This window comes from Paucisalibacillus globulus (assembly GCF_900184735.1).
GTDB lineage: Bacteria > Bacillota > Bacilli > Bacillales > Amphibacillaceae > Ornithinibacillus > Ornithinibacillus globulus_B.
The window spans coordinates 191309-217847 of sequence record NZ_LT855392.1 but is presented as its reverse complement, the minus strand read 5'-3'; the positions used below and the strand labels follow the sequence as shown (position 1 = coordinate 217847).

General features: G+C 36.5%; 22 protein-coding genes, 1 pseudogene and 2 riboswitches. Of the genes and pseudogenes, 14 read left to right on the top strand and 9 right to left on the bottom strand.

The window, feature by feature from the left end; all coding sequences use genetic code 11:
- Positions 1-588 precede the first annotated feature (588 nt).
- The 5 genes from opp4C to BN999_RS11990 form a co-directional block, all read right to left on the bottom strand.
- Complete coding sequence (opp4C, locus tag BN999_RS12010) at positions 589-1470, bottom strand: oligopeptide ABC transporter permease (RefSeq protein WP_255247454.1); 882 nt, start codon at positions 1468-1470, stop codon at positions 589-591.
- Between the two features lie 11 nt (positions 1471-1481).
- Positions 1482-2447: an ABC transporter permease gene (locus tag BN999_RS12005; protein WP_096271677.1), complete on the bottom strand. Its 966-nt coding sequence runs from the start codon at positions 2445-2447 to the stop codon at positions 1482-1484.
- Positions 2448-2540: 93 nt separating this feature from the next.
- On the bottom strand, positions 2541-4367 hold the full coding sequence (locus BN999_RS12000) for a peptide-binding protein (protein ID WP_096271675.1): 1827 nt from the start codon (positions 4365-4367) through the stop codon (positions 2541-2543).
- Between the two features lie 143 nt (positions 4368-4510).
- A complete protein-coding gene (locus BN999_RS11995) occupies positions 4511-5518 on the bottom strand; it encodes an ABC transporter ATP-binding protein (protein ID WP_096271673.1) in 1008 nt (335 codons plus the stop codon).
- Complete coding sequence (locus BN999_RS11990) at positions 5515-6501, bottom strand: ABC transporter ATP-binding protein (RefSeq protein WP_096271672.1); 987 nt, start codon at positions 6499-6501, stop codon at positions 5515-5517. Before BN999_RS11990 ends, BN999_RS11995 begins: the two co-directional genes overlap by 4 nt.
- 317 nt (positions 6502-6818) lie before the next feature.
- On the opposite strand from BN999_RS11990, the gene BN999_RS11985 reads away from it, so the two are divergent.
- From BN999_RS11985 to BN999_RS11945, 9 genes are all read left to right on the top strand, one after another.
- Positions 6819-8348, top strand: coding sequence for an amidase (locus tag BN999_RS11985; protein WP_096271670.1), 1530 nt, complete (start codon positions 6819-6821; stop codon positions 8346-8348).
- An 802-nt stretch (positions 8349-9150) separates the two neighbouring features.
- Positions 9151-10107 carry an AAA family ATPase gene (locus BN999_RS11980; RefSeq protein WP_096271668.1) on the top strand — a complete coding sequence of 319 codons (957 nt, stop codon included), beginning with the start codon at positions 9151-9153 and terminating at the stop codon, positions 10105-10107.
- Positions 10108-10112: 5 nt separating this feature from the next.
- Entirely contained in the window at positions 10113-11378 is a 1266-nt protein-coding gene (locus BN999_RS11975) for a DUF58 domain-containing protein (protein WP_096271667.1), read from the top strand.
- Positions 11375-13567: a transglutaminase domain-containing protein gene (locus BN999_RS11970; RefSeq protein ID WP_096271666.1), complete on the top strand. Its 2193-nt coding sequence runs from the start codon at positions 11375-11377 to the stop codon at positions 13565-13567. Before BN999_RS11975 ends, BN999_RS11970 begins: the two co-directional genes overlap by 4 nt.
- Before the next feature lie 37 nt (positions 13568-13604).
- A riboswitch (purine riboswitch) is annotated at positions 13605-13706 on the top strand.
- A gap of 411 nt (positions 13707-14117) precedes the next feature.
- Positions 14118-15656: a glutamine-hydrolyzing GMP synthase gene (guaA, locus tag BN999_RS11965; RefSeq protein ID WP_096271665.1), complete on the top strand. Its 1539-nt coding sequence runs from the start codon at positions 14118-14120 to the stop codon at positions 15654-15656.
- Positions 15657-15934: 278 nt separating this feature from the next.
- Complete coding sequence (locus BN999_RS11960) at positions 15935-16270, top strand: hypothetical protein (RefSeq protein ID WP_096271663.1); 336 nt, start codon at positions 15935-15937, stop codon at positions 16268-16270.
- Positions 16271-16494: 224 nt separating this feature from the next.
- On the top strand, positions 16495-16827 hold the full coding sequence (locus BN999_RS11955; protein WP_096271661.1) for a TetR family transcriptional regulator: 333 nt from the start codon (positions 16495-16497) through the stop codon (positions 16825-16827).
- Positions 16824-17540 (top strand): hypothetical protein, encoded by a 717-nt coding sequence (locus BN999_RS11950; protein ID WP_096271659.1) that lies wholly within the window; start codon positions 16824-16826, stop codon positions 17538-17540. The genes BN999_RS11955 and BN999_RS11950 overlap by 4 nt, the downstream gene beginning before the upstream one ends.
- A 2-nt stretch (positions 17541-17542) precedes the next feature.
- On the top strand, positions 17543-18571 hold the full coding sequence (locus BN999_RS11945) for a hypothetical protein (RefSeq protein WP_096271657.1): 1029 nt from the start codon (positions 17543-17545) through the stop codon (positions 18569-18571).
- Positions 18572-18602: 31 nt separating this feature from the next.
- Here the strand turns inward: BN999_RS11945 and BN999_RS11940 are convergent, their stop codons facing one another.
- The gene (locus BN999_RS11940) at positions 18603-19076 is read right to left on the bottom strand and encodes a hypothetical protein (RefSeq protein WP_255247453.1); all 474 of its coding nucleotides are present in this window, start codon (positions 19074-19076) and stop codon (positions 18603-18605) included.
- Between the two features lie 404 nt (positions 19077-19480).
- Between BN999_RS11940 and BN999_RS11935 the strand changes: the two genes are divergently transcribed.
- The 3 genes and pseudogenes from BN999_RS11935 to BN999_RS11925 all read left to right on the top strand — a co-directional run bounded on the left by BN999_RS11935 (position 19481) and on the right by BN999_RS11925 (position 20374).
- On the top strand, positions 19481-19774 hold the full coding sequence (locus BN999_RS11935) for a hypothetical protein (protein ID WP_096271653.1): 294 nt from the start codon (positions 19481-19483) through the stop codon (positions 19772-19774).
- A 185-nt stretch (positions 19775-19959) separates the two neighbouring features.
- Positions 19960-20121: pseudogene (locus tag BN999_RS21040) on the top strand (tyrosine-type recombinase/integrase); the annotation flags it as partial.
- A gap of 25 nt (positions 20122-20146) precedes the next feature.
- Complete coding sequence (locus tag BN999_RS11925; protein WP_141249059.1) at positions 20147-20374, top strand: hypothetical protein; 228 nt, start codon at positions 20147-20149, stop codon at positions 20372-20374.
- Between the two features lie 195 nt (positions 20375-20569).
- Here the strand turns inward: BN999_RS11925 and BN999_RS11920 are convergent, their stop codons facing one another.
- Positions 20570-21412, bottom strand: coding sequence for a hypothetical protein (locus BN999_RS11920; protein WP_096271649.1), 843 nt, complete (start codon positions 21410-21412; stop codon positions 20570-20572).
- Between the two features lie 330 nt (positions 21413-21742).
- Positions 21743-21843: riboswitch (purine riboswitch) on the top strand.
- A gap of 138 nt (positions 21844-21981) precedes the next feature.
- On the opposite strand from BN999_RS11920, the gene BN999_RS11915 reads away from it, so the two are divergent.
- Together BN999_RS11915 and BN999_RS11910 are read left to right on the top strand one after the other, a co-directional pair.
- Entirely contained in the window at positions 21982-23271 is a 1290-nt protein-coding gene (locus BN999_RS11915; protein WP_096271647.1) for an NCS2 family permease, read from the top strand.
- A 143-nt stretch (positions 23272-23414) separates the two neighbouring features.
- Positions 23415-24230, top strand: a complete 816-nt coding sequence (locus tag BN999_RS11910) for an undecaprenyl-diphosphate phosphatase (protein WP_096271645.1) — start codon at positions 23415-23417, stop codon at positions 24228-24230.
- 44 nt (positions 24231-24274) lie between these two features.
- Here the strand turns inward: BN999_RS11910 and BN999_RS11905 are convergent, their stop codons facing one another.
- Positions 24275-25438, bottom strand: coding sequence for an MFS transporter (locus BN999_RS11905; protein ID WP_096271643.1), 1164 nt, complete (start codon positions 25436-25438; stop codon positions 24275-24277).
- Between the two features lie 537 nt (positions 25439-25975).
- Entirely contained in the window at positions 25976-26500 is a 525-nt protein-coding gene (gene msrA, locus BN999_RS11895; RefSeq protein WP_096271639.1) for a peptide-methionine (S)-S-oxide reductase MsrA, read from the bottom strand.
- Positions 26501-26539 lie beyond the last annotated feature (39 nt).

Sequence of the window (26539 nt, the reverse complement as noted above, 5' to 3'; positions counted from 1 at the left end):
TCTGTTCGAGAGTACCTCACAGTGTCTACCTTGCCACGGGCGGCTGGTGAGCCTCCTCAGAGCTAAAGCTCTTCCGGGGTCTCACCGATGCCTATCCTCCCGTAGGAGTCTCCGTATATTTCCGGAGATGATGTGGTATTTCGTTCAGGTTCTCAACTTATACTTTTAGTTATGTCCCAGCCTCTACTTTTATTTTCTCATTTATATGGTCAGGACATTTTAAGTCATCATAATTAGACGTTAATCATCCCCAGGGCTAGAATCATCTAGTGAAGCCGTAGCACCTGAATCCTCATTAAGTTTCTTAAATCCCTTATCTAGCTGACCAGCATTCTCAATATCACCTGATGCTACGTAACCAGCTATTTCTGTGTTAGAAGTTGTTCCATATAACCCATACCACCAAGTTCAGTTTTAAACTTTTCAGGTGTATTATCTTTTTCCTTGCTCATATATGCACCTCCTGGTAATATTGTGACCTTTGGATTGGCAAATATTCCATTAAATTTCCACATGGAAAGAGATATTTTGATGTTCCTACATATTAGAAGACGGTCATCCCAGCATAAGCTAAGATAACCGCATATTCTATCTTCTATTACTTTTCGGATCAAAAGCATCCCGTAATCCATCACCAATAAAGTTTATAGCAAGAACTGTTAGCAATATTCCTAATCCAGGTGGAATCCATGCCTCTGGATGGTTCCGTAAAATCCTAATATTCTGTGCCTCAGATATCATATTTCCCCATGTAGGAGTAGGTTGAGGAATTCCCATTCCGATAAAACTTAATGCGGATTCAATAATAATCATCGAAGCCATCATAAGTGTCGCATTAACGATGATGGGGCCAATTGCATTTGGAATGAAGTGTTTGAAAATAATCCGTAAATCACTTGCACCGATTGCTCGTGCACCGAGTACAAATTCTTGCTCTCGCAAGGAAAGAAAGGTGCCTCGTACAATTCTCGTTAGCGACGGCCAGGTGGTTACAGCAATTACGGTAACAAAAATAGTAATGGTAACTTTCTCTAATAAAGCAATAATCGTTAAGGCTAGTACTAGAAATGGAATTGCTAATATTAGGTCAGCCAACCGCATAATGAGATTATCAACTTTACCCCCGTAATAACCAGCCAGAGCACCTAGTACTACTCCAATTACTAGTGTAAAAAGCATCGCGCTAAATCCAACGATTAAAGAAATTCTCGCACCATACAATAATCTCGCAAAGTTATCACGACCAGATCCATCTGTACCTAACAAGTGTTCATCCGTTGGTGCCTTTTCTATTTTTAACAGGTCTCCATAAGTTGGATCATGTTCTGTTAAGAGTGGAGCAAATATTGCCCCAAGTGTGATCAAGGCAAGAACAATAATACCGGCTAAAGCTAATTTGTTCTTGATAAAACGTCTTATGGCTAGTCGAAATGGGCTTTGGGCTTGTTTACTTTTTTTATGAGATTTCAATGTTCTCACCCCTAGTCATACCGTATCCTCGGGTCGACAATACTGTAGAAAATATCGGCTAACAAATTTCCGATGAGGATGGTTACTCCAAGTAATAAAGCAATTGCCATTATAATTGGATAGTCTCGATTGGTTATCGAGTTGATAAATAAGGTGCCAAGGCCAGGATAACTAAAGACTTGTTCGGTAATGATAGCACCGCTTAATAACGCCCCAAATTCAAACCCCATTAAAGTGATAATCGGAATCATCGCATTACGTAGGGTATGTTTATAGAGTACATTACGATCACTCATACCTTTAGCTTTTGCTGTGCGAATATAATCACTGCTAAGAACATCTAATACCTCTGAACGCATGTAACGCATATAGGAAGCTGTTCCTGCAAGTCCTAACGTGATGCCTGGTAGGACCATATGATGTATTCTGTCAAAAAATTCTTGAAGCCCTGCAACATCTGTACCGGTTATCGTTCCTTGTGAAGGAAACCAGCCCAGCTTAATAGCAAAAAGGTATATCGCTATAAGCCCAAAAAAGAAGTTTGGAACAGCTAGACCAAAAAAACCAAATGTCGTTGCCCCATAATCGAAAATGGAATAAGGGTTTCGTGCTGAATAGATACCTATAGGGATAGATACAATTAATGTAATGGCTAGTGCAAATAAACCTAAGTAAAGAGTGTTGGGCATTCTTTCCCAAATAAGGCTTGCGACAGATCTGCCTTTATAATACATCGATTCTCCGAAGTCTCCTGTAATCATTCTAGCTGCCCAGTTTACATATTGAACTGGGACCGGATCATTAAGGCCTAACGCTTCACGTTGTTGTTCATAAACTTTAGGATCAATGGTGGGGTCTAACATTCTACCCGTAAAAGGATCACCTGGTGCTGCTTTTGCAAGGCCAAATATAATTATGGAAAGCACGATAAGCATCGGTATAAAAACTAATATTCTTCTAATAATATATTTGTACATGAAACCCCCCCTTATGAAGGAGGAGGATGTCTATCAGAGCCAAATCCTGATAGACATCCTCTTTATATTTTAGCCGCTCCCACATTTACTGTATTATTCTGCGTCATTAACCCACCACAGGTGAGGGTCATTATACATGGTGAATGGTAGTGGTTCTACACCTTGCAGTCTGTCATTATACGCCCAAAGGCTATTTTGAGCGTAGAGTATTACTGCTGGTAAGTCCTCAGAGTATAGCTTTTGCCAATCTTTATAAACTTCTTTACGATAATCTTGTTCAAAAGCGTCTGGTGCTTTAAGAGCCTGCTTTAACAGATCCTCAGAATCAGGGTTGTTCCAACGGGAGAAGTTATAAGCTGCCATTGTTCCCCATAGTCCAGTCGGATCTGGGTCAGCACTTCCAAGACTCCAACCAATTAGATATAGATCCCAATCACTATTGTCATTGGTTAAGTCTTCCACATAAGCAGACATCTCTTTTGGTTGTCGTAAGTTCACATTGATGCCAACTTCTTCTAGCATTTGCTCAATTAATGGTGCTGATTTTTCACGTAATTCATTACCGGTTGGGTAATCGAAGTTAAGTACCCATTCATTTCCATCAGGGTCTTCGCGGAAGCCATCATCATTTGTATCTACATATCCTAATTCATCTAACATAGATGCGGCTTTATCCGGATCATAAGTGTAGTTTGTTGTTTCGCTTTCATCATACGCCCAGAATTGCTTGGCAATCGGTGAGTTTAGTATTGCTCCCCGGCCATATAACAGACCGTCAATTAGGCCCTCACGGTTAATGGCATAGGCAATAGCTTGGCGTACTTCTGGATTAGATAACTTTTCATTTGGAACCCAATTGTCAGGATTCAATGTACCACTTTCTACATCATCTGCAGTCCGGTGGTTATGCTTGAAGCCCATGATCTGATAACCAAAGTCAGGTTGCTCGATAATAGTAATATTTCCAAGACCTTGCACCAATTCAAAATCGGCTGGTTGGATTCCGTTCGGATCTGCTACAAAATCAATCTCCCCAGATTCTAGTAACCCGGACATAACAGACTGAGCAACGACTTTCCATACAATCTTGTCTAGATATGCTGCACCTTGCCAGTAATCATCATGGCGCTCAAGAACATACTGTTCACGCTCCACCATTTCTGAGAATTTGAATGGTCCTGTACCGATTACTTGACCAGGCTGTCTAGATTCAGGTGCCTCTGGCATTTCAGATACTGGAATATCACCAAATACATGCTCTGGAATAATAGTGAAGCTAGCATAATACAGTGGATTTATATTGGGTTCTGCAAATTTGAATTTAACTGTGTAATCATCCACTGCTTCCACACCTTGGAATTCATCTGTGTCACCATTGACATATTCTTCGTAACCTAGTAATGGTGTTACGTAAGCAGTTCGAATTCCACCAGCAGCTACATAGTCAGGGTCTGCAATAGATTTATAGGTGAATACCACATCATCTGCTGTGAACTCTTCACCGTCATGCCATTTTACCCCTTCTTCTAGATACATGGTTAACTCTGTTTGATCGTCATTCGTCTCCCAGTCCTTAGCTAAACCAGGGATGAATTCTAGACTTTCATTCTGCCCCACTAGGCTTTCATGTGTGAATGAAAGAATATTTGCTTCATAGGCCTCTTCATAGAAAATTGGGTTAAACATCCCAGCAGGAGCTGAGTACATCGCACCGGTTAACGTACCACCGGATGTTGGACCAGATGCTTCTTCTTTTTCTCCCTCTTCTTCTTGCCCCTCGCCATCTTTGTTTGCGTCTTCCGTTTCGCCTGGATCATCTTGTGGTTCAGTAGTATCATCCTCGTTACCACAAGCTGCTAATACAAGTCCCAACAAGAGTAATAACGAAATGAGCAACAAACGTAATCTGTGTTTAAACAAAACTATTTCCCCCTTTTTTATTCGTTGTAGTGATATGTCGACATACTCCTGTTAATCGATTCACATCACCTCCTTTAAACTGATATTAGCCAGATGGCAATATCAATCATTACAAACAAACTGTATTCTTGAACTACATGAAACTAAGTATATAAATGACAAGCTACTAGATGCTCATCATTTTCAGGACTTTTAAGTTCAGGCCTTTCAACAGAACATCTTTCATGTGCTAACGGACATCTAGTTCGAAATGGACATCCAGTCGGTGGATTTACTGGGCTAGGTAGATCACCTGTGATACGAGTTTTCTTCCTTTCTTGCTTTGTGTCATCAGTATCAATGATTGGAATAGAAGCAAGTAACCCTTGTGTATAGGGATGTAGTGCATTATCGTATAGGGCTCTCTTTGGAGCAATCTCTACAATTCGCCCGAGATACATAACTGCAATACGGTCACTGATATGTTTAACAACACTTAAATCATGCGCGATGAATAGGTAAGTTAAGGAAAACTCATCTTGTAAATCCTTCATTAAATTCAGTACCTGTGCCTGAATAGACACATCTAAAGCAGAAACAGGTTCATCACAGATAACTAACTGCGGGTTGATGATCAATGCTCTTGCAATACTAATCCGCTGCCTTTGACCCCCGGAAAATTCATGTGGATATTTCAATCGATCATCTGCCCGAAGCCCTACCTTTTCCATTATTTTAATTGCCCTTTCTTTCCGTTCTTGTCTCGAAAGATTGGTTTGCACTAGTAGGGGCTCCTCAATTAATTCAGCTACACTCATCTTGGAATTAAGTGAACCGAAAGGATCCTGAAACACCATTTGCATATCACGTCTATAAGATCTAACTTGCCTTTGCTTTAATTTAGAGATTTCATCTCCATTAAAGTAGATTTCACCCTCCGTTGGATCAAGCAATCGTAAAATCACTCGACCCAATGTGGACTTTCCTGAACCTGATTCACCAACAATACCTAATGTTTCTCCCTTGAAAACAGAGAAAGATACATCATCCACGGCTTTTAAATGAGCTACAGTTCGTTTTAAAATCCCTCCTTTTATTGGAAAGTATTTTTTTATATGGTGAACGTCTAGGAGTTTATCTTCTGTTCCTTTGTTTTGGACGAGATTTGTCATTCAGTACCCTCCTTTTCATGAAGATGACATCGTACGGCATGATTATTAGTAAGTTGATAGAGAGGTGGATTGGTATGCTCGCATTTTTCCATTGCAAATGGGCAACGGTCATAGAAACGGCATCCATTTGGAAGGTTGTATGCAGGAGGAACTGTTCCTCTAATTGTTCCTAGACGGTCAACATCTTCCTTGATATTTGGCAAGCTCTCAAGCAGACCTTTTGTGTAAGGATGCTCGGTTGTACGAAGTAATTCTTTTGTAGGTGCTTCTTCGACTATTTGCCCCCCATACATGACAATAATTCGATCTGCGTATTCCGAAACAATCCCTAAATCATGTGTAATGAGTAGTAAGGCCATATTGAATTTTTCCTTCATCTCGACCATGAGATCGAGTATTTGCGCTTGAATCGTAACATCCAATGCAGTCGTTGGTTCATCTGCAATAAGCAGCTTAGGATTACATGAGATTGCCATAGCAATCATCACGCGCTGGCGCATTCCCCCGGATAATTGATGTGGGTATTCATGTATTACTTCTTCTGCCCTAGATATTCCAACTGTTTTTAATAGGTTAATAGCTTCTATTTGTGCTGGTTTCTTTTCCATCTTTTTATGCTTCTTGAGCATCTCTGTAATCTGATTTCCAATAGTAAAGACGGGGTTTAATGCTGTCATGGGCTCCTGGAAGATCATTGCAATCTCGTTACCCCTAAGCTTTGTCATCTCTTTAGATGATAGTTTTGAAATCTCAGTGTCTTGTAAATGAATGGTTCCATCAATAACTTTCCCTGGCTTATCAATTAATTGCATGATAGATAAGGCGGTAATACTTTTTCCACTTCCGGATTCCCCTACGATTGCTACTGTCTCACCGGGAGATACAGAAAAGGAAACATCATCAACAGCTTTAGCTACTCTGTTTCTATCTAAATAAAAGTATGTCTTTAATTGATTGACAGATAGAAGCGGATTTTTTGTCATGAGAGCCACTCCTTTCCCTATTGATTACAGGAAGGTTCCTATATTCGTATCATAGTATGATAGGTCGTTTTACATTATTCCTATTTATTACAAGTTAACGGGTAGTATTACCCCTATCAAATGGCTTGGGTAGACGAAAGATACTAGTTTGAATGGTTGAACTATCCCTTATTAACCAGCTTTGCTCAAGGACTTTTTCCCTAACTGTAAGTCACTTTAATAGGATAAAAAACGGCATGTAAATGGACATTTATTTGTAACATGATAAACTGAGTGTGGAATTAATGTTGGAGATTATAGGTAAATGGGGTGTTAGGATGGATCTTCGTACTTATGTAACGTTAGATGCAACGGAAATGGCAGATTTACTTAAGAAAAGGGAGGTTGCTCCGAAAGAACTTGTTTCCTTAAGTTATGATCAATTAGAAAAGGTTAATCCAACCTTAAACGCAGTCATTCATGATAGGAAAGAAAAGGCTTTGCAAGAAGCGGAGACAATTGAAGTAGGAGAAACTGGATTTTCTGGGGTTCCGTTTTTACTAAAAAACATATCACAGGCATTAAAAGGTGAACCTATTACATCAGGATCCAGACTGTTACGTTCCAACTTTGCAGAACGAAATTCTAATTTAGTGGACAAGCTAGAACAGGCAGGGTTTCTGTTTCTTGGCCATACCAATACACCAGAATTTGGACTGAAAAATATTTCCGAACCGGTTCTGTATGGCCCTTCTAGAAACCCGTGGAATACAGATTATTCTCCAGGTGGCTCAAGCGGTGGTACTGCAGCAGCTATAGCAGCAGGAGTTGTACCAATGGCAGGTGCAAGTGATGGGGGAGGGTCGATTCGTATCCCTGCATCATTCTCTGGATTATTCGGATTGAAGCCAACCAGAGGGCGTACACCTGTTGGCCCAGGTGCTGGGAGGCAATGGCAAGGTGCATCAATTGATTTTGCTTTATCTAGAACAGTTCGTGATAGTGCGGCATTGTTAGATGTATTACAAGTTGTACAACCAGAAGCAGCCTTTCAGGTTCCACTTTTCCATGGAAGCTTCTCGGAAGAAATGAAAAAACCATTTGCTAAACCATTGAAAATTGCTTTTACTACTAAATCACCAGTTGGAACACCAGTTTCAGAAGACGCTAAAAAAGCAGTTATGAGAGTAGTGGCTTGGTTAGAGGCAGAGGGACACCATTTAGAGGAAAAAGATAATGGTGTTGATGGCCTTCAATTAATGCGTAATTATTATCTGATGAACAGTGGGGAAATGTCTTCTTTAGTAGTAGGACTGGAATCAGCATTTGGAAGACAGATGACCGCAGAGGATATGGAGATTGAGTCTTGGTTATTAAATGTAGCGGGTCGATCGGTGACAGCTGCAGAATTTACAGCAAGTCTTTCCTCTTGGGATACTGCAGCAGCACAAATGGCTATGCTGCATCGTGAGTATGATTTCTATATTACACCGGCTACAGCTCATACAGCTCCAAAAGTCGGTGAGTTAACACATTCGGAAGAGTCACAATTAGAGCTTCGCGAGCGAGTAGAGACGTTAGATAAACACGGACAACAAGAATTAATTTATGAAATGTTCCTACCAAGTTTAACGTACACACCGTTCACCCAACTTGCCAACTTAACTGGGCAACCAGCCATATCGTTACCAGTTTACTTATCAGAACAAGGTCTCCCATTAGGGGTACAAGTAATGGCATCTAAAGGAGAAGAACATCGCTTATTACAATTATCTTATCAACTTGAACAGACTTCACTTTGGATTGATATCATGAACAATCCTTATTTGAAAGAATTCATAACAGAGGAACAAACTCCTCGTATATAGATTGTTAAAGGACAGCCATCGTATAGTTTTAGTAGGGCTGTCCTTTTTTGGTGTTTGGCTGTTTTTGAAAAGATTGTTTATTTCGTTTAGTTTAATCTAAGATAGAAGCAGTTTTGTAACAAAGTATTATGGATAGCGCAACATACCCGCTTCGGAAATACACTCCGCTTTCCGCGGGCGGCTGGTGAGCCTCCTCGTGCTATCGCACTGCGGGGTCTCACCTATGCCTATCCTCCCGCAGGAGTCTCCGTGTATTTCCTTCGCTAGTAAGAAGTAAGTGAATAAATTTAATGGCATCTAATTATAAAGTACACAATTTAACCTATAACATTAATTAGAAAACTAAACTAGCGCAGGCAGAATACGGAGACTCCTGCGGGAATAGCACGTGTCCGAAGACCCCGCAGAGGCGATCTATCCTCGAGGAGGCTGAGGCCGTGCCCGCGGAAAGCGGAGTATTCTGCCGGAGCGGTGTCGTTCAGCTATACCCATTAACTAATTGTTTTGTATTTAAACTAGTTACCATGCTGTTTCTTTCAAAAACCTCTACAAGTTTGTGAAAGATCCAAATATTTTCAGTTCATTTTTCCTTCATAATTACAATCACATTACATCTACCAAATTAAGTTTAGGACGTCCATAAAAACGTGAATATAGTAAAAACATCACTATATAATTCAAGTTTTTCAGTTTAAAAGATAAATTATAAGAAAATAATGTATATTAAGTAACCTTTTACTAAATGGGACATTTTTAGTATAGTAAAAGGGTAATAGTAATTTATATGGAGGGGCGTTAGTAGATGCAGGAGACAATGGTGTACAATGAGAAAATCTCAAAAGTAATTGATAATATCAATAAGGTAATGATTGGAAAAGAAGATGTAGCAATATTAAGTTTAGTAGCTTTACTTGCAGAAGGGCACGTACTATTAGAGGATGTACCTGGAGTCGGAAAGACGATGCTTGTACGTACTCTTGCTAAATCACTAGATTGTGATTTTAAGAGAATCCAATTTACCCCAGATCTTTTACCTTCAGATGTAACGGGTATCTCTATTTATAATCCAAAGGAAATGGAATTTGAGTTCCGAGGTGGACCAATTCTTGGGAATGTTGTGTTAGCGGATGAAATCAATCGTACCTCCCCAAAAACACAGTCTGCCTTACTAGAGGGAATGGAAGAAAAAAGCGTAACAGTTGATGGAGTAACAATACCACTTCAAAAACCATTTTTTGTAATGGCAACTCAGAATCCGATTGAATATGAAGGAACATACCCACTACCTGAGGCTCAACTTGACCGATTTATTTTAAAACTAACGATGGGTTATCCATCCTTAGAAGACGAGTTGGAAATGTTAGAGAGAACATCTAAAGAGCACCCCATTGAAAGCCTATCACCTGTCATGTCCAAAGAAGAATTAGTCTTAATCCAAAAAGAAGTCCGAAATGTATATATAGAAAAGAATGTCCAACAATATATCATTAATCTTGTCCGAGAAACACGAAACCATGAATCTATCTTCCTAGGCGTAAGCCCTCGTGGTTCCATTGCTTTAATGAAAGCTGCAAAGGCCTATGCTTTTATTAAGGGACGCGACTTTGTACTTCCTGATGATGTGAAATACCTTGCTCCATTTGTATTAACACATCGTATTATTTTAACTGCTGAAGCAAAATATGATGGTAGATCCGCAAGACAAATAGTGGAGCAGGTAGTTAAACAAACATTTGTACCAATTCGAAAGGAATTTTAGGGTCTATGAAGACGTTTCACTTTGTACGCAAAGTTGTTTCTATCGTATTCATATTTGTTGTCTTATTTGCGTATGCCATGTTCCAAGGAGGATTTACTAGCTGGTTTCTATTTTACAGCTTCCTCCCAATTTTCCTGTACCTAATTGGGTTATCTTTTTATCCGATCTCCAGGTGGACGGTAGAGAGAAAGTTACAAAAACATGTTGTAGCAACAGGTGATCGAGTCAAGGTTTCTATTCAGGTAAATCGTAAAATTCCTTTTCCGATATTCTATTGTATTGTAGAAGAGGTTTTCCCGGAGACATTAAATCGAGTAGATCTAAGACACGCTAAATACCAATACCTAGATCAACCAAACAAGCTCTATAAAAGTAGACAAGTTAAAAAAATGTTCTTTCCATGGTTTAAGCGAAGATTTGAAGTTACCTATGAACTTAGCCAACTTCCAAGAGGGAAGCATGTTATCCCCGCCATTCGATTGAAGACTGGGGATATCTTCGGATTAATCAAAAAAGAACATGTTTACCCAGCTGCGAATGAATTGATTGTATATCCAGTGGAAAGATCCATTCATTTAATAGAAAAGATGAACAGCTATGAACAAGGCTCTATTTCATCATTTGCTATGAATTTGAAGAATACGAATGTTGCTACTGGGGTCCGTGAATATATGCCTGGTGATAAGTTTTCCTGGATTGATTGGAAGCAGACAGCAAAGAAAAATGACGTGATGACAAAAGAATTTGAACAAGAAAAAAGTACAGATACCCTGATTATCTTGGATAGCTGTTATTATGATGGGTTAAACCTATTAGCCTATGAAGCTGCTATTGAGATGGGGATTTCTCTAATGGAGACAATCCGTAAGCAAGCTTCACAAGTTGGCTTTTTATCGATTGGGGAAGAGACTGTTTTCTTTCCAGTTAAACATGACCCAACGAAAATGGAATGGATACGAAAGCATTTAACTCAAATTCAACCAAGTGGAAAATATAAATTCTCCAGAAAACTAAAAGAAGAGATTTTTAAAGTAACCAACAGCTATTATGTTGTTCTGGTAACGACACATCTTGATGAAGAACTGAAGGACACACTTCAGCATGTAAGGTTACGAGAGAAGAAGCTACTCATTATTTTTATCCAAGCAGATAATCGAATTTCAGTTGAAGAGCACAGAATTATTCATGGACTTCGTAATGAAGGAATTGGAATTTGTATCTTAACAGAAAAGGAACTAGTAATGGATGTACTCGAGGTGAATACAATATGAGTCATAAAAAACTAACGAATATACCGTTTATTTACACCTCCATTTTATATATTGCCGGACTCCTATTGTTTTTGGAATGGTTATATCCTGTAGATGAAGTGACAGATACTACCTTCCTTGGCATTTTTGTTATTTATACGATTTTTTGCTTTTTTATTAGTATACTTCAAGTCAGATGGTGGCTTTCATTCTTGTTAAAAGGCTTCGGTATTTTCTTTATACTTAATGGCGTTTATTCTAATTATGGTTTTTGGAGTAAGCATTGGTTTTCCGAGATGTTTGCTGACTTTGTCTTTAATATAGAGGTATTAATCGCAAGGCAATGGTTTGATTTATCCAATATGTTTCGAACACTATTGTTTTTGATCATTATTTGGTTAATGAGTTATTTGATTTATTATTGGTTCGTTCAAGTAAAGCGAGTCATGATTTTTAGTGTGTTAACCTTCATCTATATTACACTGCTAGACACCTTTACAGTTTACAATGCTGACTGGTCCATCTTCCGGACGTTTGTTATTGCGTTCTTAGCATTGGGAATTGTAAACGTGTTAAAAGAAATTCAAAGTGAAAGTCTCCAAACGTATCGCTTAAGTACTAGACCATTGTGGATTCTTCCATTAGTAGCGATTGTATTATTCTCTTCCGTTGTTGGATATGCTGCACCAAAATTAGACCCACAGTGGCCTGACCCCGTTCCATTTTTGCAGAGTGCAGTAAATGGTAGTGGAATTGGAACCGGAGGAGTTATTCAGAAAGTGGGCTATGGTGAGAATGATTCCACACTAGGTGGTTCTTTTGTCCAAGATTATACACCGGTTTTTGAAGCATTTATGAAGGAAGAGAACTATTTCCGAGTGGAGTCAAAAGATTACTATACTGGTAAAGGTTGGGTCAATTCGAATGATGGAGATTATGTGGAACAGGTAGATTTAGATATTACCTTTGAGACTTTCTCCCCTATTGTTGAATCAGAACCATCTGAATTAGTATTAAGTTTCGATGAACGGGCGAACATTCCGAAACTGATATATCCTTACGGGGCAAGACATGTTGTTGCTCAAAACGAAGATGTCACTTTGATGTTAAATGAAGAAACAGGTGAAATAAGAACAGAAATAGATAATGATGCAGTTAATTTAAGCGGATATTCGATTAATTACGATAGTCCATCCTACCCAATTGAATTGATGCGTAAAAGTGGTACACCTGAGGATGAGGAACTAGTAAGGAAGAACACACGATTACCGAATAATCTCCCAAGTAGGGTTGGAGAATTAGCAAAAGAAATTACGGTTAATCACGAAAGCCAGTATGATAAGGTACGTGCCATCGAACGTTATTTTAGTGGTAATGGTTTCGTCTATCAAATAGAGAATGTTCCAGTCCCAACAGATGACCAGGATTATGTGGATCAATTTTTATTTGATACAAAAGCAGGTTATTGTGATAACTTCTCCACTTCTATGGTTGTTATGCTACGCACTTTAGATATCCCTGCAAGATGGGTAAAGGGTTTTACAAGTGGAGAGAAGATAGCAGAAGATGTTAACGAATTAGGCGAGGATGTCTACCAAGTTACAAATGCCAATGCGCACTCCTGGGTTGAAGTGTATTTTGAAGGTGTAGGTTGGGTGCCATTTGAACCAACTCAAGGGTTCGATGCACCTAACAATTATGCAGTTGATACATCAAATGCAGATGACGTACTAGATGCTCCAGAAGCACCAGAATTGCCAGAACAAGATTTAGAGAAGCCAGAACAAGATGCCCAAGATGTATTTAACCCAAGTACAGGTGAAAAGGATAGTAAGTTTGAATTCACCAAGACACACGGAATCATTCTAGCGGTAACGTTACTTGTACTAATTGGTTTAATGGTTTGGAAGAGACACCAGTTACGAGTCTATTTCTTAGAAAGAAAAATGAAAAAACAAAAAGATGCTGCAGCATACCAGGATGCCTATCATTACGTTTTAAGGTTGTTAAGACATAAAGGGTTCCAAAAAGAACCAGACCAAACTCTAAGAGAATATGCAATACGAGTTGACAATTTTTATAGCACAGATGAAATGGGACGACTAACATCTAGATATGAAAGACTTATTTATCAAAATGGCAGTACCAACATCGTGGATGATGAACTGTCTAACTTATGGAAAAATTTAATAAAAAAGATATTGGGTTGACGTAAGCACACATGCATGAGTAAAATAGGTTTAACTTTTTAATAAACACAATCGCTTTCGTATATCCTCGATAATACGGTTCGAAAGTTTCTACCGGGGTACCGTAAATACCCTGACTATGAAGGCGGAATATCTAGACCCAAAAAATCTGGAATTCTGCCTTTTTATCTTTATACAATGCTATTTTGTATTGTATAAATTAAGGTTGGAATCCAGATTTTTTTATATCTTTTTTTATTTCATAGGGCTTAATAGGCAATAGAATGATTCTAAAGGACAGTTTTAGTGATTTTCCGCTAACTTTGTCTAATAGAACGGTTCTAAAGGACAGGTTCATGGATATTCTGCAAACTTTGTCTAATAGAACGATTCTAAAGGACAGTTTCATGGATATTCCGCTAACTTTGTCTAATAGAACGATTCTAAAGGACAGTTACATGGGTATTCCGCCTACTTTGTCTAATAGATCAATTCAAAAAGACAGCATCAAAGGTTTACAGTGTTAGTGTGTAAAACAGATTACTAATTTTAATTAACATAGATAGGGAGAATGAATATGGATAATGAAATGATTCTAGTACTAGACTTCGGAAGTCAATACAACCAACTAATCACCAGAAGAATTCGTGAATTTGGTGTCTACAGTGAGCTGCATTCTCATAAACTAACAGTCGAACAAATTAAAGCCATGAACCCAAAGGGAATCATTCTTTCCGGTGGTCCTCATTCTGTATACGATGAAAATAGTTTCCGTCCAGACGAGCGTATCTTTGATTTAGGTATCCCTGTACTGGGAATTTGCTATGGTATGCAACTAATGGCGCTTCATTACAATGGTAAAGTTGATAAATCGAAGAACCGTGAGTATGGAAAAGCAACTATTTCTCTACAAAATAATCCAACATTATTTACAGAAACACCAGATAACCAAACGGTATGGATGAGTCACGGAGATAAAGTAGTAGAAGCCCCAGCAGAATTTACAGTAGATGCAACAAGCTCGTCAACACCAGTTGCGGCTTTTAGTAACCAAGAAAAGAACATGTATGGAGTTCAATTCCACCCAGAAGTACGCCATTCTGAATATGGAAATCAGCTACTTCGTAATTTCGTTTTTGATGTTTGTCATGCAACAGGTGATTGGACAATTGAAAATTTCATTGAACAAGAAATTGACGTAATACGAGAAAAAGTTGGAGACCGAAACGTACTTTGTGCACTTAGTGGAGGGGTGGACTCTTCCGTAGTTGCAGCGTTGATTCATAAAGCTATCGGCAATCAGCTTACTTGTATCTTTGTTGATCATGGCTTACTTCGTAAAAATGAAGCGGATGATGTGATGAAGGTCTTTGGTGAAGACTTTGATATGAATATCATTAAAGTGGATGCATCTGAACGTTTCTTAGGGAAATTAAAAGGAGTAGATGACCCAGAGAAGAAACGAAAAATTATCGGTAATGAATTTATTTATGTGTTTGATGATGAAGCGGCAAAACTTAAGGACATTGATTTCCTAGCACAAGGAACGCTTTATACGGATATTATTGAGAGTGGAACGGAAACAGCTCAGACCATTAAATCACATCATAATGTAGGTGGTCTTCCTGAGGATATGCAATTTGAATTGATTGAGCCACTAAATACTTTATTTAAAGATGAAGTTCGTGAGCTTGGTACCCAATTAGGGTTACCAGATCGAATTGTTTGGCGTCAACCATTCCCTGGACCAGGTTTAGCAATCCGTGTATTGGGGGAAGTGACAGAAGAGAAGTTAGAGATTGTTCGTGAGTCAGATGCCATTTTACGTGAAGAAATTGCAAATGCAGGATTAGAACGTGATATTTGGCAATATTTCACTGTTCTTCCTAATATCCGTAGTGTAGGTGTTATGGGGGACACTCGTACGTACGATTACACCATTGGTATTCGTGCCGTGACATCCATCGATGGGATGACTTCTGATTGGGCACGTATTCCATTTGATGTTTTAGAGAAAGTTTCTACACGAATAGTTAACGAAGTAGCACATATAAATAGGGTTGTGTATGATATTACAAGCAAGCCACCAGCAACGATTGAATGGGAATAAAAAGATAAAAATGTTTAAACTGATTTGACTATATTAACAATGATGTAGCTAAATAGAATTGATTGAAAAAAATTAGAATATAAGTTGTTACCCACCAAAAATCCCACCAAAGAGACTGTCTATGGTGGGATTTACTTCTTATTTATATATTGTATTTAGAATAATAGAATAGATATATGCGTATACTTTTTATACCAATTTTTAGTTGATTTGGTATAATATTACCATAACTAATTAACCGTATGAAATATGGAAGTTTTTGAGGGGAGGAATCAGTAGTGAAATATTTAAAAATTCTATATCAGTCAAATGATAAGACCCCCCCTTTTTATAAACAGGTCTTTTTAAAAAATTATATTGTAGGTGAGAATGGTTATTCATATGCAATACAGTATTCTCCTCAATCATATAATAGCTGGTTAAGTGATGAAAAGATCTTTAGAGTTTTTGTGGATAGTACAGTGAAACAACTTATAATAAATAATTATAAATTCTTACACCTAATATATATCCAAGATAAGTTAAATTTAACTTTAGTTGACTGCGATTTTAAAAATATAGATACTGATGATTTATTAGAAGGTAAGCGTCAAATAGTCCACACCTATTTCTAAGATGTGGACTAATGTTATGATTTATTTAGATTTATTTGGAACACGACATTCCTTTGGAATAGTCTGTGACCAAGGCAAAAGCTGATCTAACTTCAAATCTGGCTTTCCATTCTATTCTTTTGTCAGCTTTAGTCATCGCAAAACCTCCCGAATTATTTTCTAGGGAGATTATCTCATGAATAAGCTATGCTGGAAATGTGGGTACTATTTGACGCTTACGTACAGTGAAACAACTTATAATAAATAATTATAAATTCTTACACCTAATATATATCCAAGATAAGTTAAATTTAACTTTAGTTGACTGCGATTTTAAAAATATAGATACTGATGATTTATTAGAAGGAGAAAAGTTTAATTCAGACTCAATAATAAAATTAATAGAAGATCAAGAGTATCGAATTATGAAGCTTTATTTTAGAACCAAAAACCACCACATGGTAACTTTAAAATCAAATGGTGTATTAGGAATTGATAGTGGTTTGTCAGAGGAAGAACGAATCGATATTAAAAAATTAATAGATTTTATTAGTTTTGGTCCGGTGTTACCTGTATGAAAAATAAAATTTCTCAATTATTAAAAACATTTGTAATCACACTTTTTGTTGCGTTCATAGCCACTAATCAAGACAATTATGTTTATAATTTCTTTGATAAGTTGGGATATGAAAATGAAATATTAAAAAAAACAGTCTTGAGTGCTTTGATAGCACTATTCATTGGTTTGTTGTCAATTTTGATTTCATATTTATGGTCAAAAATTAAATCTAATTTTAAGAAGATGAAAATTACTTTTAATACCAAGCTTAACGGAAGCAAAAGAGCTACAATAAAGTTCGAACCTAAGGATTATGAGTATTCCCAAGAAGAAATTGAAATAGAGATAAGTCTTGAGCCAGGAGGATGGATTTCAAATTTATTGATTAAAAAACTTGGTATTTCACTTGATGTTTATTTTAATCCCGAGTTATTAGATATTTATTTCCTTGATAAATGGGATACAGACACTGATGGGATATTTAGATTATCTGATCGTAAAATATCAATTAACTTATTAGAAAAAATGGAAATTAGAGGAAGGAACTTTAAAGGCACAACCCATAAATTAAAAGAGCAGTTTGAAATTAAACCAATAAGAGTGAAAAATGCTGAAACTACTTTGGATTTATTTATTACATCGAAAAGATCTCATAGAATTGGTAGATTAATAGATAAATATTTTTTAACAACAGAATTTGATTCTTTGAAAGTAACTTGTAAGGGGGAATAAAAATGGTTAAATCAAAAATAACGTGTCGGTTGTATAAACTCAAAAAAGTAACTAGTTTAGACGACGTGAAAAAAAATATTCTTATAAGAAGATATTCTGACCCTCTTAAAGTTTCATTACGTGATAAAAAGATTGCAGGCACATTGTCTGAGGAAGAAAAGAATTTTTATTTTACTTGGGGAGATGTATCTGAACAAAACGAGATTAGATTAGAGGAATCAATTGTAGATAAACAGGAGGAAAGTGTAGCTTACTTTTTTGCTACTGCTAATATTGAATATACAAAAAGAAAAAAGAAAGACTCAAATGGAAATTTTCTGCCTAAAGCAGAAAGAGTGAACAATGCTCCAATAATGACATACTTTTTTTGTATGAATAACTCTTTCCATTTAATTATTTGCTCATCAAATGACATTCATGTCGGTAGAGTGAAAAAATTGGTTGGAAAAGATTACATAGATAAACTTGACGAAGGTTATGAAATGCCTCCTGATTTATTTAATTGGCTTTTCTTTAAGTACACTCAAAATGAAGGCATTTTAGATAGTCGAATTAATTTAATGAATATAAGTGGCTTTATTGGTAATACAGGTGATGAGCATAATATTTTTAGAGGAACTTCTGATCAGACTTCAGAACTTATAATAACAAAAGCTTTTATAAGTAACGGGGAGACATTAAGAACAATTACTGCTAGGTTGAGAAACGAAGACATAGATATTGTATTTACAATAGATGACATGTCTAATACACAGATTTTTGTCAACCAATCAACAAAATTGAAACTTCTCGAGGCTGAAAATAACAATATTTTTATCATTATCTACTTATACAGCTATTTAATACCTAAGCTAAAATCTTTATACAATAATGCGTCAAAGCAATTTTTAGATAAAGAAAAAAAACAATTTTCGGAGAAAATAGGATTGGAAGTAATAGAGTCGATAATTAATCATAATTCACTGAGCTTTAAGGAAGTTTCAGCATTGTTTAAGAGACCATCTATTCTAATGAAAATTGAAAATAAATAGTCTTTTCCCCTCCTCATTATGGTGGGGTTTTTTAATTAGAAAAAGTAAACTCCTCTTTCAATGGATCAAAAAAAGCTCGTATTTCATTTCCTTTATCATCGTAAGCTTGAAAAAGTTCATCAACCTCCTGAATAGTGTACGTATAATTCCTTTTATTAGATAAATTTGCTATTAAATTCATGTCAGCGAAAATTCTATTCATTCTATTTTCTGCAATTCTTAGAAACTTTTTATGTTTAGATTCATTTCCATTAGATTTTTCTAAAGCATCGGAAAAACTAAATGTTTCTTTTAATGGTTCGTTGGAAATATAGTTTGGTTCAAAGAAAAGACGTATCTCAGCTCCCTTATCTTCATAAGCTTGGAAAAGTTTGTTAACGTCTTCTTCAGAGTATTCGTATTGGTTTTTATTTGATAGATTGGCTATTAAATTCATATTAACAAATATTCGAGTCATTCTAGTTTCTGCAATTCTTCGGAATTTCTCCTGACGTGTTTCTTTCATAATATCTCCCCTTTCAATTCGATCACTATTAACCTTATATATAAATATAATTATACAATAAGTAAAATATTTAATGAAGCAAAAAATAATATTATTTTAGTAAGGTTTATAATTGATAAATCTAAATTCATGTGTTACTATACCTTTACACTTTACGTACTTAATTATAACTGAATATAATTTTATAAATTATATTTATGTTATTTTAAGTAATTAAACAGGGGGTGATGTTATTTTTTTAAAGAAGAATTTGAAAGTTTGTCAGATAGAACACTGTGAAGTCAATGAATACTTAGATAAATACTTTAAATCTATTGCAACTGGAAATGGTGATTTTTCACATTGGTAGAAATGATGAATTTTTTATTGAAAGCTAATTATGAATTGGAAAGAAGGAAAAAAATATGATAAAAAAGTTAGGTTTATCTGTGAGAGATTTGAAGAAAATTCATGCACAATGGAGAAAGATGCATCATGGAACTATTAACATTCCTCACAGAAGTGCAGTAGTTAGTGTGAAAAAAGAGTTAGAGCAAATTATTCCTGGCCGAGTGCATACGAAATGGGCTAAGGAGTTACTAATAGCGAAAATTTATGCTATGAACCATTATCATTATAAGACAGGTGCGTCTATGCTAGACGATATTATTTCAAATAAGAAAATTATTTTTAACAACTATCTTATCGAGTATCGGTAACTAATAAAGGGTAGCTTAACTAGTTACTCTCTTTCACAAAAGTTTGGAGGAGAAAATGAAAAATACAATCAAAGTGGTAAACAAATTTATTCTTGAAACTGTCATAGCTTTTTTCCTTTTACCATTCTTTATTTGTTACTAGGGAAATATTTATCGGAGGTTTCCAACTATCCTAGAGGATATAGCGTATGGGGCGTTCTAGTCCAGAAATCACATTGAAACATTATTCACATATGTGGAACGGTGCGAATACTGTAATTTAAGATGAAATGGAAGGAAATGTTAGAATAGAAACAGCAACAAAAAAGAAAATAGTATTTAATGGGAATCAGTCACTAAAGAAGTAGCTATGTGAGGAAAGGGCTAATATATATGTCATTGATTCATCGAATAGATACCTTTTCTGCCATAGAAGGCCTATATAGTTTTATGACAGAATCGAATAGCCTCTATCAAGTAATGGTTAGCAAGGATAAGAAAACGTTGATTAGATTCCCGCAAGCAGATAGTGGCAAGTACAAGCTTCATAAAGATAACGAGGAACTAAAGATTATTAGGGAATTTTCAATAGTAGCCGGAAAACCTGCATTTTTACATTAGAACCACAAGGGATATTTGGTAATATTACTATTAGAATAACAAATATAGTGAAAAGTATATCGTTACTGAAAACTACTCATAGAAAGCTTTTTAAAAGTATTTGTTTAATAGAGTGGAGATAAGTAAAGAACCTTAGATTGAGATTTCTAAGGTTTTATTTTTACGATATGATATTAGCTTGAAAAAGTAATGATATCAAATGTAATCATGTAAATTGTCCAAGAATGATTTATATTTTTTCATTTCGTAGAGTTGCAATTCAGAGTTTGTTTTATCATATCCTTGCTCAATGAATCTCTCTGACTCTCCCATTTCGTTTTCTATACCTGAAATAGTTGATAAATCTTTGTTAAATTGTAAAGTTGCATTTAAATTTGGGGGAATTTCCCGTGGTGAAACTATATTAAAATCGTCAAATCTATAATATTTAAATCTAATGTTTTCTTTACACTTTTTCCAATCTCCATCTTCTTTTACATTAGAAAGAAATAAGGAAAATGAAGCAAACCAAACTTCTGTATTTCCGCAGTAATCGGTAATTTGTATATATCTGTGATATCGACATAATCTTTTTTCGTAATAGTGCTCGTCATTAATGAATTTACCATTAACAGAAAAGTATGAATATATGGGTGAAGTTGAAAAGGAAATCATATCTTGGTGTGCATATTTATTACTAAATTTACTTCTATTTTTGTATGGTCGAATAACAGGAAAAGTTTTAATGGTTCCTATATAATGTTCATTATTAATATCATCAAATAAATGGGCTCTATATATTCCCCCTAACAATGGTTTTATTTTAAGACTATAATCAAAAAGTATCACTTCAGACATAATGGAATTATTAATTTTAACAGAAAATTGGGGGCCGTAGAGCCACCTTCTTATTTTTCCCTCCTTTTGAAAAAAAACAATGTAATTTCCTTGTTGATTATAACTGTTTAACTTAGAATTTTTTTTGTTTAAAAGTAAAGCTACAATTGCAACAGATAGTGAAATAATAGCTATTCCATGATCTTTTAAAAATTCGCTCACTATTTTTCTCCTTTATTACTTATCTTTTTAGCTATTTTTTACTCGTATTTAATAATCTTCTGTTATAGTACGTCGATTAATTATTTTTTATATTATTACTCCCTTCCCCGTTACTGCGTGTTTATTATAAATTTTTTAACATGTTTCTGTCCAAATATTTACATAAATCTTATATAAATCCCTTTTGACTAATAAGGAAATGAATTGCTATATGGATACTAGACTTAATATATTAAAAAAGAGGAAAGCGAACGTTAAAAAAAGTTTACAAAATAATGTTCGGGAATAGTTGACATTGTTCTAGTAAAATAGTAATATATCATCTGTAAGTTAATATTTTAATATCCTTTGCGTATAATTTAGGGAATATGGCCCAGAGTTTCTACCAGACCGCCGTAAATGGTCTGACTACGCAGATTAGTAATATAGATGATGATAGTTGCTATTTTGTTAGTAAACTATGATCTGTTTACTTTTCTTGCTGGTCGCAGAAGCATGTGTCCTCTCTAAATTTAGGGAGATACATGCTTTTTTTATTGCACTTATCTATTATTTTAGGGGGAAAAGTAATGAAGAAGTATTTTGAGTTTGAAAAACTAGGTACAAATTATCGTACTGAATTTATGGGTGGTTTAACAACTTTCTTAGCAATGGCTTATATTTTATTTGTTAATCCAGATATTCTTAGTGCAACAGGTATGGATCAAGGAGCAGTCTTTACTGCAACGGCATTAGCTGCAGCAGTAGGTACTTTATTTATGGGACTTATTGCAAAGTATCCAATCGCACTTGCACCAGGAATGGGACTAAACGCGTTTTTCGCTTTCTCTGTTGTTATTGGAATGGGTATTCCATGGCAAACTGCACTATCTGGTGTATTAGCTTCTGGTCTTATTTTTATCGTATTAACTTTAACAGGTCTTCGTGAGAAAATTATTAATGCAATTCCTGCTGAGCTGAAAAAGGCAGTAGGAGCAGGTATTGGTCTATTTATTGCTTTCGTTGGGCTTCAAAGCGCTGGTATCGTAGTAGGTAATGAAGCAACGTTAGTAGGGATTGGTGATTTAACTTCACCTACTGTACTGCTTGCTGTTTTCGGTCTTGTGGTGTCGGTTATATTAATAGCATTAGGTATCAAAGCGGGAATCTTTTATGGAATGGTTATTACTGCAATCGCAAGCTTAATCTTTGGTTTATCAGAATTTAACGGAATAGTAGGAAGTGTTCCAGATGTAACGCCAACATTTGGTGCAGCTATTTCACACTTTGGTGATATTTTTACACTGGAAATGTTAGTTGTTATTCTTACCTTCTTATTTGTAGACTTCTTTGATACGGCAGGTACATTAGTTGCTGTTGCATCACAAGCGGGCTTAGTAAAAGATAACAAGTTACCTCGTGCAGGTAAAGCATTATTTGCAGATTCAGCTGCAACTGTAGTTGGAGCAGTAGTGGGAACATCAACAACTACTTCCTATGTTGAATCCACTTCAGGTGTTGGAGTAGGAGCTCGTACAGGGTTTGCATCGGTGGTTACAGCAGGATTCTTTATATTAGCGCTATTCTTCTCACCTTTACTAAGTGTTGTTACGTCAGCAGTAACTGCACCGGCATTAATTATTGTTGGTGTATTAATGGCTTCTGTATTAAAAGATATTGAGTGGAGTGATTTTGCAGTTGCTGTGCCGGCATTCTTAACTGTATTAATGATGCCATTAACGTATAGTATTGCAACAGGTATTGCCATTGGGTTCATTTTCTACCCAATCACCATGCTTGTAAAAGGTAGAGCGAAAGAGATTCACCCAGTCATGTACGGATTGTTTGTCATCTTTATCTTGTATTTCATTTTCTTATAAAGATTAGAGTTGTGCGGAACCATCTCAGGTGGTTCCGTTTTTTTTGTTTTGGTAACTTCATTTTAGTAGAATTACAGCCCTGATTAAGGTATATTTTCAAAAGGACTCTATTAAGATTAAGTGGGATACATAGGAGGGAAATAATGGGGGATCTTGATATTTTAGAAGTAATAAAAATGGTTATTATTGGGTTAGTACAAGGTTTTACAGAACCTATCCCGGTGTCATCTAGTGGACATGTCATGATAGTTAGTGAAATTCTAGGCCTAGGTGAACAAGGATTTACGTTTGCAATACTTACTAATACTGCTTCTCTCCTAGCAATACTTTTTATCTACAGGCAAGATATTGTTAGGCTTCTAAGTAATTCCATAAACTTTATTAAAACTAAAGATTCACGGTATAAAAGTGAATTTCGATTTGTTTGCTTTATCGTTATTGGTACCATTCCAGCGGGTGTTCTTGGAGTTTTATTAAATGACTATATCTCAGACAATGTCAGTATGACAACCATAGCGATTATGCTGTTCATAACAGGAATAGCCATATGGTTAATTCGAAATATGCAGGGTACTAAAGGGGAAGGAGAGATTTCTGCTAAAGATGCCTTCCTAGTTGGTTTAGGACAAGCAGCCGCATTAACCCCGGGAATTAGCCGATCAGGTGCAACAATCATTTCTGCAGTTGCTGTCGGGATGAAACAAGATACAGCACTAAGGTTTTCATTTATGTTGTATATTCCAGTTAGCCTTGGGGGGGTAGTTCTCGGTTTATCAGACTTTGTAAATGAGCCTAATAAATCAGACTTAGCCATCCCATATTTAGCAGCGTTTATTGCCACGCTAATCATGACATATTTTGCAATGAAGTGGTTTATGGGAATTATGAAAAATGGAAAACTAATATACTTTACATACTACTGTTTCATTGTTGGATTATTACTTCTTATATTCTTCTAATAAAAAGGAGAGAATCTTGATAGAGATTCTCTCCTTTATTTTACTTAATTATTAACAGAACGAATTCTAGAAAACATCACATGATAGATAAACATGGCTATGGTTCCAATAAGGGAAATAAAGCCCATGGTATAATATAATGTTGAACCATTATAATGGTCCATTATAGCTCCTCCTGTTAAGGAACCAATAATACCACTAATCCCAAAAAAGACGGCATAGTAGACAAGGTGTCCTGTTGATTGTAACAGTTTTGGAATTAGTCTTGTTACATAATCGAGAGCAGCTAAATAGAATACTCCAAATGTAATACCGTGTAGGAATTGTAATCCAATAACAAACATCGGACTATCTGCTGTTCCATAGATAAACCAACGGATACTATACAGAATACCGGCAACCATAACAAAAACAAGTGGATGATATTTTTTATACCAAAAACCGGCTGTTGCGAATACTAACGCCTCCGTTATAACCCCGGCAAACCATCCCCAACCTACTAATGCTTCACTTCCGCCAAGTTCCGTAATGTATAAACCGATGAAACTATCGTTTGTTCGATGTGCGATAGACAGAAACAGAATTGCGAGAAGGAAAAATAGAAATGCTTTATTTTGGACTAAAATATTTATATCTTTTAGTTTAACTGGTTCCGATTCCACTTTTACATCCTTAACTTGAGTGACCACGAGTAAGGCTATAAAACCAAAGAATAGATACGGCCAAATCATATATTGGACACCATATCTTGATAAAATTTCTCCAATAATAAGAGAAGATGTTGCAAAACCAACAGAACCCCAAGTACGAATAGATCCAAAGGATATACTCAATTCATCTGCTCTACGTTGTGCAAGGCTATCCCCTAAACCACCAATTGGAGTCGTGAAAAAGTAGAATACAGCACCCATAAACATAATAGAAATAAGGCTATTCATTTGAAAGAAAACCGTACTAAAAATTAGAAGACCCATCACACAGATGAGCAGTACTTTTTTGACAGTTTTATATTTATCACTTATATATCCCCAAAACGGTTGAGCAAAGATAGATGCCAAAGGGCCAATTGCTAGAACCCAACCAATTTCAGTTCCATTCAACCCTTTATATGCTAAGTACAACGGTAAAAAACTTAAGATAATGGTATTTGTAGCATGAAAACTAAATAATAGCATTTTTAACGGGACTAAAGATCCTTGTTTTGCCAAGATGACAGCTCCTTCTGTAGTGCAAGTTCAATAGGTAATTATACTACTTTGTGGGAGATAGGGAAATAGAAGAATAACAGGAATAGAAAACTTTCTATAAACTTTGATAATGTACCTAAACTTAAGAAGCATGAGCCCGCTACCCTTGAGTATGCGCCCAAACCCGGTGAGAATGTCTCGCCCTGCGAGAGCATGCGCCGAAACTTGGCAAGCATGAACCCGCCCCGCACGAGGATGCGCCCAACCCCGGTGAGCATGTCCCTGCCCCACGAGGATGCGCCCAACCTTGGGGAGCATATCCCCGTCCTGCACGAGGATGCGCCCAACCCCGGTGAGCATGTCCCCGCCCTGCACGAGCATGTGCCCAAACCCGATGAGCATGTTCCCGCCCCGCACAAGGATGCGCCCGAACTTGGCAAGCATGAACCCGCAACGCACGAGCATGTGCCCAAACCCGGAAATCATGTTCCCGTCCTGCAAGAGAATTCGCCCCTTTCCCCATAAAAAAGCATCCTAACCTCTAGGATGCTCACTCAACTACTGCCAATTCTCCGTTATAAATTCATCACGCCCAGATTTGGCGCGGTCTTCTTTATACTCTTTTTCACTCTTCTTATAAAAATCCTGATGATATTCTTCAGCTGGATAAAAAGTCACAGCTTCCAATATCTCAGTAACAATTGGTTTTGAAAATCTTCCACTCTCTGCTAGTGCTTGCTTAGAGCTTTCAGCAGACTTTTGTTGTTCTTCATCATGATAGAAGATGGCAGCGCGATATTGATCGCCGCGGTCTTGGAATTGACCACCTGCATCGGTAGGGTCAATTTGTCTCCAGAATACTTCTAGTATTTCATTATAGGAAATAATGCTTGGGTCAAAAGTGATTTCGACTGCTTCATAATGTCCGGTTGTTCCAGTTTTAACCTCTTCGTAAGTGGGGTTCTCCACATGTCCACCAGTGTAGCCGGATACTACTGCATGAACACCATCCCATTGATCGAAAGGCTTTACCATACACCAGAAGCATCCACCAGCAAAAGTTGCTTTTCTTTGAGTTGTCATTTTATCTCCTCCATAACCAACTGCAGACGAGCTGCATCA